The 17602-nt window shown below is 62.1% G+C and carries 14 protein-coding genes; 11 read left to right on the top strand and 3 right to left on the bottom strand.

The annotated features are described in order from the left end of the window. Window positions 1-42 precede the first annotated feature (42 nt). Window positions 43-699 carry an HAD family hydrolase gene (locus KUW18_RS08900; protein WP_206941118.1) on the bottom strand — a complete coding sequence of 219 codons (657 nt, stop codon included), beginning with the start codon at window positions 697-699 and terminating at the stop codon, window positions 43-45. Between the two features lie 222 nt (window positions 700-921). Between KUW18_RS08900 and KUW18_RS08905 the strand changes: the two genes are divergently transcribed. After that, window positions 922-1413, top strand: coding sequence for an RNA pyrophosphohydrolase (locus tag KUW18_RS08905; RefSeq protein WP_206941116.1), 492 nt, complete (start codon window positions 922-924; stop codon window positions 1411-1413). Window positions 1414-1528: 115 nt separating this feature from the next. Further along, window positions 1529-3790, top strand: coding sequence for a phosphoenolpyruvate--protein phosphotransferase (ptsP, locus tag KUW18_RS08910; protein WP_206941114.1), 2262 nt, complete (start codon window positions 1529-1531; stop codon window positions 3788-3790). A gap of 60 nt (window positions 3791-3850) precedes the next feature. On the opposite strand, the gene KUW18_RS08915 is transcribed toward ptsP, so the two are convergent. Continuing rightward, entirely contained in the window at window positions 3851-4669 is an 819-nt protein-coding gene (locus KUW18_RS08915; protein WP_222561197.1) for an NRDE family protein, read from the bottom strand. 131 nt (window positions 4670-4800) lie between these two features. Between KUW18_RS08915 and KUW18_RS08920 the strand changes: the two genes are divergently transcribed. From KUW18_RS08920 to KUW18_RS08955, 8 genes are all read left to right on the top strand, one after another. Continuing rightward, window positions 4801-5997 (top strand): response regulator, encoded by a 1197-nt coding sequence (locus tag KUW18_RS08920; RefSeq protein WP_222237550.1) that lies wholly within the window; start codon window positions 4801-4803, stop codon window positions 5995-5997. After that, window positions 5997-6785 carry a sulfite exporter TauE/SafE family protein gene (locus KUW18_RS08925; protein WP_206941101.1) on the top strand — a complete coding sequence of 263 codons (789 nt, stop codon included), beginning with the start codon at window positions 5997-5999 and terminating at the stop codon, window positions 6783-6785. The genes KUW18_RS08920 and KUW18_RS08925 overlap by 1 nt, the downstream gene beginning before the upstream one ends. A gap of 83 nt (window positions 6786-6868) precedes the next feature. Next, complete coding sequence (lgt, locus tag KUW18_RS08930) at window positions 6869-7672, top strand: prolipoprotein diacylglyceryl transferase (RefSeq protein WP_206941099.1); 804 nt, start codon at window positions 6869-6871, stop codon at window positions 7670-7672. A gap of 137 nt (window positions 7673-7809) precedes the next feature. After that, window positions 7810-8646: a thymidylate synthase gene (locus KUW18_RS08935; RefSeq protein WP_206941097.1), complete on the top strand. Its 837-nt coding sequence runs from the start codon at window positions 7810-7812 to the stop codon at window positions 8644-8646. 11 nt (window positions 8647-8657) lie between these two features. Continuing rightward, on the top strand, window positions 8658-9239 hold the full coding sequence (locus tag KUW18_RS08940; RefSeq protein WP_261396606.1) for a dihydrofolate reductase: 582 nt from the start codon (window positions 8658-8660) through the stop codon (window positions 9237-9239). Window positions 9240-9397: 158 nt separating this feature from the next. After that, entirely contained in the window at window positions 9398-10894 is a 1497-nt protein-coding gene (locus tag KUW18_RS19880; RefSeq protein WP_315900655.1) for a ProQ/FINO family protein, read from the top strand. A 578-nt stretch (window positions 10895-11472) separates the two neighbouring features. Continuing rightward, entirely contained in the window at window positions 11473-12630 is a 1158-nt protein-coding gene (locus KUW18_RS08950) for a porin (RefSeq protein WP_222162803.1), read from the top strand. Between the two features lie 101 nt (window positions 12631-12731). Then, complete coding sequence (locus tag KUW18_RS08955; protein ID WP_222561199.1) at window positions 12732-13844, top strand: hypothetical protein; 1113 nt, start codon at window positions 12732-12734, stop codon at window positions 13842-13844. A 93-nt stretch (window positions 13845-13937) separates the two neighbouring features. Here the strand turns inward: KUW18_RS08955 and KUW18_RS08960 are convergent, their stop codons facing one another. After that, window positions 13938-15383, bottom strand: coding sequence for a catalase (locus KUW18_RS08960; protein ID WP_222561200.1), 1446 nt, complete (start codon window positions 15381-15383; stop codon window positions 13938-13940). Between the two features lie 176 nt (window positions 15384-15559). Here KUW18_RS08960 and KUW18_RS08965 point away from each other — a divergent pair, with 176 nt between their 5' ends. Beyond that, entirely contained in the window at window positions 15560-17548 is a 1989-nt protein-coding gene (locus KUW18_RS08965) for a diguanylate cyclase domain-containing protein (protein ID WP_315900657.1), read from the top strand. Window positions 17549-17602 lie beyond the last annotated feature (54 nt).

Below are 17602 nucleotides of genomic sequence, written 5' to 3' on the forward strand. Positions count from 1 at the left end.
GAACCCCTGAGACAGCCCCCCTGAGATAAAGGCCCGGTCGGTTCAGTCTCTCAGGCTGATGATCTTCCAGCCGCGGGCCTCGGCGACTTCGCGCAGGGCCGGATCCGGGTCCACCGCCACAGGATGGTCGATCATTTCCAGCAGCGGCAGGTCATTGTGGGAGTCGCTGTAGAACCAGGCACCGTCCAGGGTGTCGTCGCGGGTATCGAGCCACTGCTGCAACCGGGTGACCTTGCCTTGCTGAAAGCTGGGCGTGCCGCTGACCCGCCCGGTGTAGCGGCCATCCTGGATTTCTGGCTCGACGGCGATCAGCTCGTCGATGCCAAGGCGCTCGGCGATGGGAGCCGTGATGAAGCGATTGGTGGCGGTGATGATCAACAGAGTGTCACCGCGGGTGCGATGACGGGCGATCAGCTCCTCCGCCAGGGGCAGGATGTTGGGCTCGATCTTGCTGACCATGAACTGCTGGTGCCAGGCGGCCAGCTGCTCCATGGAATTGTCCGCCAGTGGCTTCAGTGCCACCTCGAGAAACGCCATCATGTCCAGGCGTCCGGCATCGTAGTCCGCCTTGAAGCGATCATTTGCCTCGCGGTAAGCCACCGGGTCCACGGCGCCCTGTTCGAGCAGAAACTCGCCCCAGGCATGATCGCTGTCGATCGACAGCAGGGTATTATCCAAATCGAAGATCGCCAGACTCACTCGGTGTCTCCCAGCGCATGCGTGACATGGCCTCCTGCCCCGGCATTGTGGGTGGATCCGCCCGCGACGATAGCGCTCAAGGGACCCATGGCCGTGTGGTTCGGGGAGGCCGCAAAAGGGGCGATTATGTCAGAAGGTCGCCAGGGGTTCGAGATGTCGTATTGATGCGCTTCAAGCCATTGTGGAAGAATGCAGTCAATACCGATTAAAAAGGTGAAGCCCGTGATCGACGCAGACGGCTTTCGCCCCAACGTTGGCATCATCATCGTCAACGACCTGGGGCAGCTGCTTTGGGCGCGTCGGGTAGGGCAGAACGCGTGGCAATTTCCCCAGGGAGGCATCAAGTCTGATGAGACGCCACAGCAGGCCTTGTTCAGAGAGCTTCATGAAGAGATCGGCCTGACCGCCGAGGACGTGGAGATTCTGGCCTGCACCAGGGGGTGGCTGCGCTACCGCCTGCCGCGACGCATGGTTCGCACACACTCGCGCCCAGTGTGCATTGGACAGAAGCAGAAGTGGTTCCTGTTGCGTATCCGCTGTCAGGAAAACCGCATCTGTGTAGATGGCACCGCCAAGCCGGAGTTCGACGGCTGGCGTTGGGTCAGCTACTGGTATCCGCTAGGACAGGTAGTGCCGTTCAAGAGGGAGGTCTACCGCAGGGCGTTACGGGAACTGTTACCCCGTGCCCAGAGCCTGGTGCTGGAGAAAGGATGATCCGGCGCGTGTGGCGATCTTGTCCGGCGAGCCCGCTGACCTGGCAAGATGGTCCCCAATCATTGTTCGGTCGCCCCTTGACCGGACCAGTACAAGAACAGGGGTGAGGCCTTTCATGCTCAAGGTCCTTCAACGCATCATTCAAGAGGTCAACAGCGCGCGCAGCCTGGACGCTGCGCTGGCGACCCTCGTTCGGCGCACGCGCAAGGCGATGCAGACCGACGTCTGCTCGTTCTATCTCTACGACAGCGAACGTGAAGCCCTGGTCCTGATGGAGACCATCGGCCTGCGTACCCAGGCTGTGGGCCAGGTGGCGCTTCCGGTGGGCGAGGGGCTGGTGGGTACCGTTGCACGCAGGGAAGAGCCTCTCAACCTGGAAGATGCCCAGGCGCATCCCAGCTTCCGCTATTTCGAGGCCACCGGCGAAGAGCGCTATTCCAGTTTCCTTGGCGTTCCCATCATTCACCAGCGGCGCATGCTCGGCGTACTGGTGGTGCAGCAGACCGAACGACGACGCTATGACGAATCCGATGAGGCCTTTCTGGTCACCATGGGCGCTCAGCTGGCGGGTGTGCTGGCCCATGCGCTGGCCACCGGTGGTCTGACCTGTCCGGCCTTTCCCGGTGTCCAGGCAACCTTTGTCGGGGTGGCGGCATCCCCGGGAATGGCCATCGGTGAAGCGGTGGTGCTGTCACCCCCGGCGGATCTGGATAGCGTGCCTGACCTGATTCCCACCGATGTGGAGTACGAGATCGCTCGCCTCAAGGAGGCCATCGCGCGGGTGCGTGACGAGATTCGCGCGGCAGGCGAGCGCCTCGCCAATCGTATCTCTACCCAGGAGCTGGCGCTGTTCGATGTGTACCAGCAGATGCTGGGAGAGGCGGCGCTATCCCAGGAAGTCGAAAAGCGCATCCGAGAGGGGCAATGGGCGCCCGGGGCGCTGGCCGACGTGGTCCGCCGTCACGTGCAGTACCTGGAGCGCGTGGATGACGACTACCTGCGGGAGCGCGCGGCGGACGTGCGTGACCTGGGGCGGCGCGTGCTGGCGCACCTCCAGGAGGAATCCCCACGCCTGCCGGAGCACTATCCCAAGGGCGCCATTCTTATCGGTGACGAGATCAGCGTTGCCCTGCTGGGCGAGGTCCCGCGGGAGCGCCTCGGTGGGTTGATTTCGGTGCGGGGTTCCAGCAACTCCCATGTGGCCATCATTGCCCGAGCAATGGGTATTCCGCTGGTGTCGGGGATGGTCGACCTGCCGCTGCCTCGCCTGGACGGTGCCCCCTTGGTCATGGACGGCCACCGCGGGCGCGTATTCGTGCGGCCCGGGCCAGAGCTGGTGGCCCATTATCAGAGCCTGATCAATGAGGAGAAGGCCCTGGCGGCCATGCTCGAGCACGAGCAGGACCTGCCCAGCGTGACGCCGGATGCCCACGCCATGACCCTGATGGTCAACACCGGCCTGACGGTCGATACCGTGGCGTCATTGAAGACGCGCATCGGCGGGGTGGGGCTGTATCGCACGGAAGTGCCTTTCATGATCACCGAGCGCTTCCCCGGCGAACAGGAACAGACACGCCTCTACCGCGAGCAGTTGGAGAGCTTTTCCCCTCTGCCCGTGGTCATGCGCACGCTGGACATCGGTGGCGACAAGGATCTGCCCTATTTCCCGATCGAGGAAGCCAATCCGTTCCTGGGCTGGCGCGGTATCCGCGTGACCCTGGATCACCCCGAAGTGTTGATGGTGCAGCTGCGGGCCATGTTGAGAGCCTCACAGGGCCTCGACAACCTGGAGCTGCTGCTGCCGATGGTGACCAACGTCAACGAGGTGGACGACACCCTGAGGTTGATCGAGCGTGCCATCGTCGAGCTGGGCGAGGAAGGCGTCGATGTGCGTCGTCCGCGCCTGGGAGTGATGCTGGAAGTGCCGGCGACCCTGTATCAGCTCAAGGCACTGGCAGCTCGGGTCGACTTCTTCTCGGTGGGCAGCAACGACCTGACCCAGTACCTGCTGGCGGTGGATCGCAACAATCCACGCGTGGCGGATCTCTATGACTCCTGCCATCCGGCGGTACTGTCGGCACTGTATCGTCTGGCAGCAGAAAGTGACGAGCTGGGTGTGCCAACATCGGTGTGCGGTGAGTTGGCCGGTGATCCTGCGGGAGCACTGCTGCTGATGGGAATGGGCTTCAGGGTGCTGTCCATGAACGGCCCGAACCTGCCCAGGGTGCGTGCTGCCATCCGTCGCGTGACCCGTCAGGACGCGGCAGAGCTGGTCACGCAGACGCTGGCCTTGGATACCCCGGCCCAGGTGCGTGCCCACCTGACGCAGCGAATGGAAGATTGGCAGCTGGCCCATCTGCTGCCGCCACGGGATTGAGGCCTCCATGGGATCGAGATGCTCAGGCGCAGTGCCAGGTACCTGCTGGCTTGCGCTGGGTTAGCGGCGGCTGATGGGCAATGTCAGCCGCGTTTCCCCGAGGAAGCTGCCACCAGGGCCAAAACGTTGTTCGTGGATGACAAAGTGCTCATCGACGCCGTTGTTCACATCGCCCCGCACGAGCACCACGCTGGTGGTCGCCCTGGTGCCGTAGTCATCGCCGACGATAAAGGCAGGTGACAGGAAGCGCTCAAGGTCGAGCCCGACGCCGGTGTCGGGCAGGCGCTCGTCCTCCGGGCGCCGCTGGTCACTGAACCCTCGACGGGCCTGAGGAAGTGTCTCGACCCGTTGGTGGATGACATCGTCAGTCAGGGCCTGCGTCACTTTCTCGAGTTTTGGCCATGGCGTATCCAGTGACGCATTGGACAGCCCGTGGGTACCTGGCGTGACCCGGTCAAGGGTAGCGCCATGACGATCCCGGCGCAGATGCCAGAGATGTTCCCCATCACCGACCAGCAGGTTGAAACCGGCATATGCCAGGGCATGGTCGCACTGTTGACGGTGCAGCCAGTGCTCTAGGTCGTCGGTTTCCAGTGCTTGTCGCACCAGTAGGCCGCGGCTCGCCACCGGAGGCTCGGGGATAAAGTCGGGGTCGCGGACGTTGGTGATGGCGGCAAAGCGCCCGCGGCGGTGGACCCCAAGCCAGGTGCCTCCGGCCTCGAGATCACGTCCTGCGACCAGACTGGGAGCATCGTCCCAGGCCGCCAGCGGGGCGGTCGGGCGAGCGTGCAGCTCATCGCGATTGGCGATGAGAACAACAGCGTGCCGACTGTCGGGGGCGCTGTCAGCTGGGGCGTGGTGCAGGGCGATAAGACACATCGATGCAGGGTAGCGGCATATGTCGCCGATGGGAATCCGCGAGGACAGCGTTTATGTCGTCGTCTGTGCCACCATGACAGTCGGCAGCTGGCGACGTAAACTCGTGGTTCCTTCACATAACGGTAGGGATGATGCTAGGCGACGACGGCAAGGAACGCTTGTGGCGCAGGCTGGTCATTCCCATCCTGTGGCCAGTGGCAGCTGCCCAGGGGGTACTGCTGGCGCTATGCCTGGTGCTGGCGCTATCGCTGCACTGGCTGATGCCGGCGGCATCCAGCTGGAGCACGACGCTGTGGATGATCACGGGGCTGCTGGTGGGCACCGCGCTCAATATCATGGTGTTCCTGGTGCTGCTCAAGCATCGACTAGCCGAGGTGGAGCGGGATCTTGGCGGGCTGCTCGACAGAGTCGAGGCATGCCTGCATCAGGTACTCAAGACGAGGACAGGAAAGCCCGCTGAGGCTGCCGGCGCTCCCGTTGACCGAGTCGAAACGCTGCTCGATGCCTTCGAGTCCAGCGCTCCTCCCGTGGCGGAAGCTCCGCCCCCTATGGTTGGCCTGGGGCCGATCATTCATGCCGATCAAGTCAGCAATTGGCAGCAGGAAAGTCGCCGGCTGGAAGCTGCACTATCCCGTGCTCGCGAGGAATCGCGCTTGAAGTCGAGCTATCTGAGCCACCTGAGCAAGGCATTGGCGCCGCTGGTGGTCGAGCTGGAATCACTGATGCAAGCAGATGGCACCCCTTCACCGCAGGCGCAGGCCGACAGTCAGCAGGAAAGCCGTCGGGCAGCCGACACTGAGACCGTCGATGGCGTGGCAAGGCCCTCCGGCGAGCTGCTGCGCCGCTTGGGCGATATACGCCTGCTGCTGGACAATCTGGAGGCGGGCGACGAGGAAGAGAGAAGCGCCGCTCGGGATTCATCCCCGCGACACCAGGCACCGAAAGTTCTGATCGTCGACGATGGCCCGGTCAATTTGATGCTGGCACGCGAAGTGCTGGAACGCCGTGGGGTGGACGTGGTTACCGCAACCCGCGGCGAAGAGGCCCTGGAGTGGCTAGATGCCCATGTGGTGGACCTGGTGCTGATGGATATCGTGCTGCCTGATATCGACGGTATCGAGACTTCTCGTCGCTTGCGCGCTGTCGAGGCCGCTCACCCGGAACGCCCTCGTGCGGTAGTGATCGCGCTGACGGCCAATGCCAGCGATGAAGACCAACAGCGCTTCAAGGAGGTCGGCATGGATGCCTTCCTGGCCAAGCCGTATCGTCCCCAGGCATTGCTCGAATTGCTCGACACCTGGCTGCCTCAATCCGCGAGGCTGTCCTGATGCTCATGGCCATCATGTCCTATCTGGCGCTCGGGGCGGTCGCTGGGGCGCTTGCCGGCTTGTATGGCGTGGGCGGAGGACTGATCATCGTTCCCAGCCTGATGGCCGTGTTTGCACTGCAGCAAGTGCCTGTGGAGATTTCCATGCACCTGGCCGTAGGCACCTCCCTGGCAAGTATCGTCATCACCGGTTCTTCCTCGGCCCTGGGACACTATCGGCGCGGCAGCATTCGCCGCGACTGGCTGGTAGCCCTGCTTCCAGGGCTGGTGCTGGGGGCCATCGCAGGGGTCTTCGTGGCGGGAGCCCTGTCCGGCGGCATGCTGGGAACGCTGTTTGGGGTGTTCCTGCTGCTGGTTGCCCTGAAGCTGGTACTGGGGCGCTCACCCAAGGCCGGCAGCAGCGCGCCGGGGCGGCGCAGCATGATCGTCGCTGGCGGCGTCATCGGGGGGATTTCTGCACTGTTCGGTATCGGCGGGGGCACTCTGAGCGTACCCTGGCTGATTCGGTGTGGCGCCACCATGACCCAGGCGGTGGGCACCTCGGCTGCCTGTGGCCTGCCGATTGCGCTGGTCGGGGCCCTGACCTTTGTCGCGGTGGGCTGGGGCGATCCTCGGCTACCTCAGGGGGCGGTAGGCTTTCTCATGCTGCCTGCCCTGTTCGGCATCGCCCTGACCAGCGTCCCCTGCGCCAGGCTGGGTGTGCGCCTGGCCCACCGGCTGCCGGCACGGGTGCTCAAGCTGTCATTCGCACTGCTGCTGACGGTAGTCGGACTCGGCTTCCTGCTGTAGCGAACCTGACCAGGGTTTCGCGGTCACATGAGTCTTCCGCCATATCGATTTCACTCTCTTACTGATCAGGGACATAACCGAGCATGCTGTCATACCCTCAAATCGACCCGGTGGCCATCGCGCTGGGTCCCTTCAAGGTCCACTGGTATGGACTGATGTATGTCGTCGGCTTTGTCGCGGCATGGTGGCTGGGCTGTCGCCGAGCGCATCGGATCGGTTTGACCCGTGACGATGTGGGCGACCTGCTGTTCTACGCCGCCATTGGTGTCGTGGCAGGGGGACGACTGGGGTACGCGCTGTTTTACGGACTGGACCAGTGGCTGGCGGATCCGCTGTGGATCGTCAAGGTGTGGGATGGCGGCATGAGCTTCCACGGCGGCCTGATCGGGGTGCTGCTGGCAGCCTTGCTGTTCGCCCGCCGCAAGCAGCTGGCGTTTTTCACGCTGACCGACTTCGTCGCGCCGCTGGTGCCGATCGGCCTTGGGGCAGGACGTATCGGTAACTTCATCAATCACGAGCTGCCGGGGCGCGTCACTGACCTGCCCTGGGGCATGCCGTTTCCCGGCTATGGCCCTGAACCGCGTCATCCATCGTCGCTGTACGAAGCCTTGTTGGAAGGCGTGGTGCTGTTTGTGGTGCTGTGGTGGGTGTCGGCCACGCCCAGACGTCGAGGCCTGGTATCGGGTCTGTTCCTGCTGGGCTACGGCGCCTTCCGCTTCTCGGTGGAGTTCGTGCGCAGACCCGACCCTCAGCTAGGCTTCATTGCCTTCGACTGGGTCACCATGGGCATGCTGCTCAGTCTGCCGATGATCGTTTTTGGTGTGCTGCTGGTGGCCTGGTCCCGTCGTCAGCCAGTGGATGCCAGGCTTAGCCCGAGCGCCGGATGAGGGCGCGCCTGTTGCTTGACGATCTGCGCTGACGAAGCGCTTTCGGGATGAGCGCTGCCGCTTCTGGTATCACGGCTGGCCGGTCAGTAGAATGACCGGCCAGCTTCGTCTTGAAACGTTCCAACGAGTGATTGCCCATGTCTGTCGTCGCCCCTGAAACCGCCTCTCTGCCCGCCTTGGAACAGCCGTACCTGGATCTGATGCGCGCCGTGCTGGACAACGGCGTCGAGCGGGAAGACCGCACCGGCGTGGGCACCCGCTCGATCTTTGGTCACCAGATGCGTTTTGACCTGTCCCGTGGTTTTCCGCTGGTGACGACCAAGAAACTTCACCTGCGCTCGATCATCCACGAGCTGCTGTGGTTTCTGAAGGGTGATACCAATATTGCCTACCTGAAGGAACACGGTGTCCGTATCTGGGATGAGTGGGCGGATGAGGATGGCGACCTCGGGCCTGTGTATGGCTATCAGTGGCGCAGCTGGCCCGACCCGCGGGGCGGCCATGTGGACCAGATCGAAACGCTGCTAGAACAGATCGCCACGAATCCCGGATCCCGTCGCCTGATTGTCTCTGCCTGGAACCCTGCCCTGGTGGATGAGATGGCGCTGCCTCCTTGCCACTGCCTGTTCCAGTTCTATGTGGCTGACGGCAAGCTGTCGTGCCAGCTCTACCAGCGCAGCGCCGATATCTTTCTGGGCGTGCCGTTCAATATCGCCAGCTATGCGCTACTGACGCAGATGATTGCCCAGGTGGTTGGGCTCAAGCCCGGCGACTTTGTGCATACCCTGGGAGATGCCCACCTTTACCTCAATCATCTGGAGCAGGCCGAGCTGCAGCTGAGTCGACAGCCGACGTCCGCACCCAGGCTGGTGCTGGACCCGAGCGTCGACAACCTGTTCGATTTCCGCTTCGAACACATTGCCATCGAAGACTATGAACCACATCCCCATATCAAGGCAGAGGTGGCGGTATGACCCAGGCGCCGATGACGGAACAGTCTCATCCTGACAGTGATGTCCAGCGGATCGCGGAGCTCGACACCTTTGTGCCGGTGGCCATGATCGCCGCCATGTCGCGCAACCGAGTGATCGGTGTGGATAACCAGCTGCCCTGGTACCTGCCGGAGGATCTCAAGTTCTTCAAGCGCATGACTCAGGCCAAGCCCCTGGTGATGGGGCGCAAGACCTTCGAGTCCATTGGCCGCCCGCTGCCCAATCGTCTCAACATCGTGGTGACGCGGGACAAGACCTTCGCCCATGACGGCGTCAGGGTATGTCACGATCTGGCCAGCGCCATTGCCTTGGCAGACCAGCAGGCCACCATCGAGGCCGCTGAGGAAATCATGGTGATGGGGGGCGCTCAGATTTATGCCCAGGCCATGCCGCTGGCGTCGCGACTGTATCTGACCGAGGTCGATATCGAGATCGAGGGGGATGCCTTCTTCCCGGCTCTTGATGACGATTGGACCGAACAGGCAAGTGACGCCGGTACGCCCGCCGAAGGCCAGCCCCACTATCGTTTTGTGCGCTACGAGCGGTCCCGCTCGCAAGACGGCATGTCAGCCTGAACGCGCGGTAAATAGAGTGGGTGCCGATCGTCGCAGACAGGCGACAATTGCCACATCGCCGGGCCTGGCACAGACTGTGTCGATAATCCCGACAATAGCGGGCGCTGACATTAGCGGCCCCGTCATCGCAGTAACCTGGTGAGCCTGGAGGAGTCGACGTGAGCGAGACACGCGCAGAACACCCGTTGGAGGCGCTTGAGCAACGAACGGCGTCGCTGTTGGACGGACTGCGTGAAGGTCGCCTACGCGAGCGGCAGCTGTCCAGCGAGCAGCGCCAGCTGCTGGATGACAAGCAGCGCCTGGCCAGCGAATTGAACGCTGCACGGGAGCGCCTGGGTGATCTGGAAGCACAGCTCGACGCCCTGCGGCAAGCGCAGCAGACCCTGGAAACCGAGCATCGTGCCCTGGCGTCCCAGCGTGAGTCGCTGCTTGAGGAGCGCACGTCGTTGATCGAGGAGCGCGCGTCGCTGATTGAGGAACGCACGTCGTTGACCCAAGAGCGCACCGCGCTGTTCGAGGAAAATAGCGAGCTCAAGGAAGAAAATCGCGAGCTCGATGAGCAGAATCGCGAGCTTGAGGCGCACAATGCCCGACTGCGTGACCGCGTCGAGCACCCGGATCACGAACCTGACATCGCTGCCTTCCGTCCCCCCCAGCGCCGAGCCCAGGGGTTGGCTGCCCTGATGCAGCATCGTCCACGTCCTGTCGGCGATAGCCCCGTTATCGATAGCCCTGCCATAGATAGCCCTGCCATAGATAGCCCTGCCAGCGATGAAGGAGAGCAGGGCGCTTCGTCCAGCGCGCCGACGATCGCGTCACAGCCCGACCAGGACAGCCCGGCCTCTTCGGGCCATGGTAGCGAGCCGGTGAAAGATGAAAGGGCACAGGAGTCGACTGCTGCCGAGGTGACTGCTACCGAGAACCCCCCAACGGCGACGGCCGACACGGCTGCGCTGTCCAGTCACAGCGATGACCAGGTCGCAGAAAAGCCTGATACAGAGGTGGGAGTGCAGGGCGACCTCGCTTTTGACAAGGCGCCATCCCCCCAGGCGCTGCTGGGGGATTGGTATCGTCGTTATGACCAGACCTTCTTCAAGGGCCACACCCGGCCGCTTAAGGTGGGCATCCACGAGGAGCTGGCCGTCCGGGAACCCTGGCCGGAAAAGCTCGTCCGCCGGGCCTTGGCCTGCTATGTGAACCTGCCTCGCTACCTCAAGTCCGTGCGTGAAGGGGCGGAGCGGATTGGCCTGGACGGCGAACTGGTCGGCCAGGTCGATGCCCAGGCGGCGGAGCATGCCAAACGCAAGCTGGACCGACTGCAGGCGGAGCAGCGTGGGCGCGGCACAATGTCGCGCCGTCGGCGCAACAAGGGGCACGGCAACGACAAGCCCTCAGGCTCCGACAACCACTCAGACTCCGACAAGGGTTCCGATTCCGGCAAGCCTTCAGGCACCGGCAACAGCGACACCTCCGCATCCGCCAAGGCGTCGACTCACGCTGGCCACCGGGACACTGACAGTGTGAGCGCCAAGCCCGCTCGTCCTGCAGACAGCGATATACCTGCCGTCACTCCGGATCGTCAGGGGGATGGCGAGGAAACGCGCCTTCAGCGAAAGCTGGATGAACTGCTGGCGCGTCACAACAGCAGCCGCTAAAGAAGCGCTGACGGCAGCCGTCGAGCAATGCCTGACCCCTGCCGCCCAGCACCAGCCTATCCGTGAAGCACTAACACAGCACAACACAACGCAACGCAGTGACGCGCCGGTGCTGGCGTCGCTGCGATGGTAGCCCAATGCCGTTGATAGCAGGACCGGCTGTTCAACCCGTTTGCTCTCTCATTGACTTGAAAGCGTCACATCAGCGGGGCATGATGTTAGCGCTACGCCCGATGCAGCTTTCTATGCAGAATCGGTAAACAGTTGGCGAACATTGTTCGTTAACTGCCTTTTGCAGTTTCTGCTCGGGTAGCATTTTCGCAGGGATCGGTGTCGAAGCGATGGGCAGCTGGAACGAAAACAGTGTTTTTTTCTTGTTGCGCTCCTGAGAAACCCGGTATATGGTTGCCCTTGCGAGCATTGGACTATAACAAGGCTTCGCCGCTGTCAGGCTCGCTGTTCAGGTTCCCTGCCAGGAACCCGTCAGGACAGAAATACGAGCCGGCAATGACCGGCAAGCCAAGGCTGCCAAGCGCAGCAACGATCGAAACAGCAAGCTAGTCAAAAGGAACTCAGCAATGAAAAAGACACTGTTAGCGACTGCCATCGCTGGTGCTGCTGCCTTCACCGCCGTTGGCGCCCAGGCTGCTACCGTCTACAACCAAGACGGCACCAAGCTCGACATCTACGGTAACGTCCAGCTGGTTTACGCCGGCGTTAAAGACGAAGACGGCGAGACTCGTGACGAAATCGCCGACAACGGTTCTACCTTCGGTTTCGCCGCTGAGCACGTCATCTACAACGGTCTGATCGGTTACGCCAAGATCGAAATCGACGACTTCAAGGCCGACGAGATGAAAGTTGCTGGCCGTGATGCAGGCGACACCGCCTACATCGGCTTGAAGGGCAACTTCGGTGACGCTCGCGTCGGTTCCTACGACTCCCTGCTGGATGACTGGATCCAGGATCCGATCACCAACAACGAATACTTCGACGCTTCTGACTCCAACACCTTCAAGGGTGCTCCGGGTGAAGATGCTGACGACGCCGACGTTGTTGCTGGCGATCCCGAAGGCGACAAGATCACCTACACCTCTCCGGTCTGGGGCGGTTTCCAGTTCGCGGTCGGTAGCCAGTACAAGGGCGACGCCGAGAACGAAAACCTGTCTGACGGCGGCGAAGCTTCCTTCTTCGGTGGTCTGAAGTACACCTACGGTGGCTTCTCTATCGCTGGTGTGTACGACGATCTGGGCATCTACGACATCGAAGACCAGACCGTCACCTACAACACTACTACTGTTGCAGCTGACAACACCGTCACTACCACTCAGAACACCGTCACCATCGATGACGAAGATCTGGGCGACCAGTACGGTGTGACCATGCAGTACCAGTGGGACAGCCTGCGCGTTGCCCTCAAGTACGAGCGTTTCGAGTCTGACAACGACTTCCTGAAGGACGCTGACTACTACGCCATCGGTGCCCGCTACGGCTACGGCAACGGCATGGGCGATGTCTACGGCGCCTACCAGTACATCGACTTCGGCGGCAGCGGCTTCAGCGACCTGGCCAGCGCCAACGATGACGAGAACGACGACGACAACTTCAACGAAGTGGTTGGCGGCGTGACTTACAACATCTCCGACGCCATGTACACCTACGTGGAAGGCGCCTGGCGTGACCGTGACAACGACCAGGGTGACGGCTACGCCGTGGGTCTGACCTACCTGTTCTAATCCAACAGGTTTGACCCCCCTAGCGTTGTGACGCTATAAACGAAAGCCGATCCTCCGGGATCGGCTTTTTTCTGCACTCTACCGCAAGCATGTGAGGATCCATGAAAGACGTCACCCTACCCGCGGCGCTGCTGGCGCTTGGCGTTGCTCTGGCCAGCTCCACCGTCCAGGCATCCGATAGCGTCATGACCGAGCGCTTCCGCGAGGAGAATCGTCAGCTCGACCTGACCGGCTTCTTCAAGCCGGAAAGCGACGCGCGCAGCCAGACCTTTCTGTTCGGAACTCCTCACGCGCATGATTTCGAGGTAGAGGAAGAGGGTGTCTACCGTTTCGAAAGCCGCGTCAGCGCCGGCTACGAGGATACCTACCAGATTGAAGCCGTACTGCAAGACGATGCCGGTAATGTGATCGCTCGTGGTCAGGGCTACGGCCAGGAAGGCGGGCTGCAGCTCGAAAGCCGCCTGACCCCTGGCAAGTATGAACTGCAGGTCAAGGGCACCCGCTTTGGCCGTCGCGGCCGCGCCGGCGATGGCTACAGCATTGCTGTGGTGGGCCTGGATAGCCAGGGTAACCGGATCGAAGTCGATGATGGAGTCGGGCTGCAGTTCGTGGGGGCTGATCGTGACGGCAATCAGAGCGCCTTTGTCACCAGCCGTGACGCCGTGGTGACCTTGGGTGGCGAATCTGCCGCTGCGACTTCTGCCTCCGCGACGGCGAGCGGTGCGGCGGCTGCATCGTCAAGCGCGACGGCTTCCAGTGCGGCTGCCTCCAGTGCTGGAGCCACCAGTGCAGCGGCCGGCGGTGCTGCGGTGGCCGGTACGGCGGCGGTTGCCGGGGCCTCCGAAAGCGTCAGCGGCAGTGAAGCACGCAGTGATGACCCTGACGAACGTCAGGTACAGAGTGTCAAGACCGACGTCAAGATTCGTGCCCGTGGTGAGGTGCTGTCCTTCAACGTGGCCGAGCCAAGCCAGGTGCGCATCACGACCTCCACCTTCCCGCCGGGAGATGAAGACACCTATCGTCTGACCATGGAAGTGGCAGATGGCTCCGGTCGCATTGTTGCCGAAGGCGCTGGTGAAGGCTTTAACGGTAACGTGGACCTGTCCACCCAGCTGGATCCGGGCACCTACCACATCCGCGTCACTGGACAGAAGTTCGGCAGTTCGATGGATGGCCCCAACAACTACGAGCTGAAGGTTGTGCTCGACAACTAAGCCCCGATGGGCCGGTTGTGGCAAAGAGTAATAAAAGGACGGGCCCCTCGGGGCCCGTCCTTTTAGTGGTGAATGCGTCGTCAGGACTGTTAATCAGTCCCCGATTCTGCCAATAGCCTCGCGTACGCCAGCAGCATACTCTGGGTGACACTTCTCGAAGTGGCCCAGCTGGCGTTCCTTGATCTCGCTTGGAACCCCCTGCATATGACGGGCGATGTTGCCAAACAGACGCTGCTTCTGGTCGTCGCTCATCAGCTCGAACAGGGCTCGCGGCTGGCTGTAGTCGTCGTTGCCGTCACGATGGTTGTGGCGCCAGGCGTCACCCTCCAGCGGCAGCGGCGGCTCGACCACGCTGGGGTCTTCCTGCGGGCCTCCGAAAGAGTTGGGCTCGTAGTAGGCGTCGGGGTTTTCCTCGCCATTGGCGAAGAAGCGCATCGGGCCATCCTTGTGATAGTGGTGGACCGGGCATTTCGGCTGATTCACCGGCAGCGCCTCGTAGTGGGTGCCGAGGCGATAGCGGTGGGCGTCTGCATAGGAGAAGACCCTGGCCTGCAGCATCTTGTCCGGTGAGAAGCCGATGCCCGGCACCTTGTTGGACGGTGAGAAGGCGGCCTGCTCGATTTCGGCGAAGTAGTTATCGGCGTTGCGGTTGAGCTCGAAGTGACCCACCTCGATCAGCGGATAGTCGCCGTGGGGCCATACCTTGGTCAGGTCGAACGGGTTGAAGGGGCAGCGCTTGGCCTCGTCTTCTGTCATCACCTGAATGAAGACGTTCCAGCGCGGGTAATCACCGTTCTCGAGTGCGTTGTAGAGATCTTCCTGAGTCGTTTCACGGCTCTTGCCGACCACTTCCTCCGCCTCGGCATCGGTAAAGTGCTGGTGTCCCTGGGCGGTGCGGAAATGGAACTTGCACCACACGCGCTCGCCGTCAGCATTAATCAATGAATAGGTGTGCGAGCCGTAACCATTGATATGACGCACATCGGTGGGCAGACCGCGGTCCGACATCAGCATGGTGACCTGATGAAGTGACTCAGGCGACAGTGACCAGAAGTCCCAGGCTGCCGTGGCGGAGCGCATGTTGGTGCGGGGATGGCGCTTCTGGGTGTGGATGAAGTCCGGGAACTTGTACGGGTCGCGGATAAAGAAGACCGGCGTATTGTTGCCGACCAGGTCCCAGTTGCCTTCCTCGGTGTAGAACTTGAGCGCAAAGCCGCGCACGTCGCGCTCGGCATCGGCTGCGCCTTGCTCACCGGCAACGGTCGAGAAACGCGCCAGCATCGGCGTCTGGCTGCCCGGAGTGAAGACCTTGGCCTTGGAATAGCGAGTGATGTCACCGGTAATGGTCAGGGTGCCGTGGGCGCCCCAGCCCTTGGCGTGCACGGTACGCTCGGGGATGCGCTCGCGGTTCTGGTGGGCGAGCTTCTCCAGCAGTTGGTAGTCCTCAAGCAGCAAGGGCCCACGCGGACCGGCCGTCAGGCTGTTCTGGTTGTCGCCGATGGGAGCTCCGGCGCTGGTGGTCATGGTCTTGCGGGTCATGAGGCGTCTCCATTGTTCACTGATCACGGTCTACGTCTTAAAGATAGAGACTGATGTCTCATGGGAACAATGATTCCTTTCTATTTCGGTTATAGGAAATGAGTGTTTAGGAGTAGTATTTATGTTATTCACGACGGATGTGATAACTCGCTGACATATCCTGAGGACCAACCTTCGTGGCCAAGCTGTTCAGTGTCGTGGCAACGCTGTCACTACAAGTGAGAATGTTGATCGGTCTAGCAGCCACCTGGCTGGTAGTGATCACGATTCTGCTGGTCTGGGGCTGGTACACCGGGAAGGATCTGGTTCGCGAGGTCAACTTTTCCCACCTGCGTTACGAAACCCGACTGATCGCCGATGAGGTGACCGAGGAAATCGATACCCGGCTCGATATGCTCGGTCGACTGGCAGCGCTGCGTGATAACCGGGCTCTGCTGGACGCCTCCAGTGAGGCCCTTCGCGATAGTGGGGCCCTGCTCGAGCTGTTCGATGCTCTGGTCGTGATGGACGCAACCGGCAAGGTAGCCGCCGACTGGCCGCCTACGCCGGGGCGCCAGGGCCTTGATATCAGTGACCGGGAGTACTTCAGCTTTATGCGCGAGGTGCGCCGCCCCTACGTCAGTGAGCCCATCTATGGACGCGTCATCGGGCTGCCGCTGGTTCTGCTCATGGTACCGCTGGTGTCCGACGATGGGCGTTTCGAGGGCGCTCTGGCGGGGGTGGTGGAAGTCAACGCTGGAGGCATCTTTCGCCGCCTGAGTCGAGTCAGAATCGGCAATGACGGCTACGCTGCGGTATTCTCCGCCGCCGGTCAGGTGCTCTACCACCCGGACCAACGCCAGGTAATGGGAGAATTGGGGCGCGAGGGAGATCTCAATCATAATCCGGCCCTCGACCTTGCTTTGTATGGTTGGCAGGGAGAGCGCTACGGTCCCGCTTTCAGTGGTGAGATGACCTTCCAGTCCTATCGTCAGGTGTGGCCTGCCAACTGGGTGGTGGGAGTCTTCCTGCCGGAAAACCAGGTACTCGCGCCGCTACGAGGACTACTCGAGCGCTTGGGAGCGGTGGGCATCGGGATTGCCTTGCTACTGCTGCCGTTGCTGGGATGGATGGTCTGGCTGCTGCTGCGACCGCTGTACCAGTTGCAGTCGCAGATCGCCCAGGTGGGCAAGGGCACCCGCGGTCGCGTGGTGCTGGATACCCAGATGAAGGAACTGGTCCAGCTGGCCTCGGCCTTCAATGCCGTCGAGGTGGAACGCGAAAAGGCGCTGGCCGACCTGCGCGGTCGTGAAGCCTTTCTGGACGGGGTATTGGCGTCTTCCCCCATCGGCATGTTCGTGACCGATACCCAGGGTCGTATCACCTATGTGAACGATGCCCTGGTGCAGCTGACCGGGCGTTCGCCGGATGACATGGACCGTTCGGCCTGGGTTCAGGCCATCCACGCAGAAGATCGCGAGTCCGCCATCGAGCTGTGGCGCTACAGCCTGATGTCTGGTCAGACCTTCCTGCGTCAGTATCGCTACTGGCGTGAAGACGGAGAGCTGCTGTGGCTTGAGGTGCATGCCAGCCAGGTGGCGATTGACGACGATATCTTCGGTTTCGTGGGTACCGTCAAGGACATCACGGCTCGCCGCCAGCAGGAGGCCATGAGTCAATGGGAGGCCGAGCATGACCCGCTGACCGGACTACTCAATCGGCGTGGCTTCGAGCGGCGCCTGGAGGAGGCCATGGTGGACTGGCGCAAGACGTCGACGCCCTCTGCGCTGATCCTGTTCGACCTGGATCGCTTCAAGCCGATCAACGATGAAGGCGGCCACCCCCTGGGCGACGAGATGCTCAAGCGTATCGCCAGGGAAGTGTCGGGCTGTGTGCGCAGCAGTGATCATGTTGCCCGTCAGGGGGGAGACGAGTTCGCGGTGCTTCTGCCAAGCTGTTCCCTGGCTCAGGCCAGACGCATCGGCGAGGCTATCCTTTCTGCCATTCACGGGACCTGTGTGGTGCATGAAGGCCACGAGTATCGGGTGACGTCCAGTCTCGGTATCACCGAGTTTCGCCCTGGTGATGTCGATGTCGCGGCGCTGGTCGAGCGAGCCGATGCGGCCAGCTATACCGCCAAGCGGGAAGGCCGCAACCGACTGGTGGTCGATGCCAGCAGCGCCTGAGGCGCGTGCCAAGGCGGCGGAGTATGTCGTCTCCGCTCGCCTTTTTCGCTCACC

It is taken from the genome of Halomonas sp. DP5Y7-2, assembly GCF_019802025.1.
Classification (GTDB): Bacteria; Pseudomonadota; Gammaproteobacteria; order Pseudomonadales; family Halomonadaceae; genus Halomonas; species Halomonas litopenaei_A.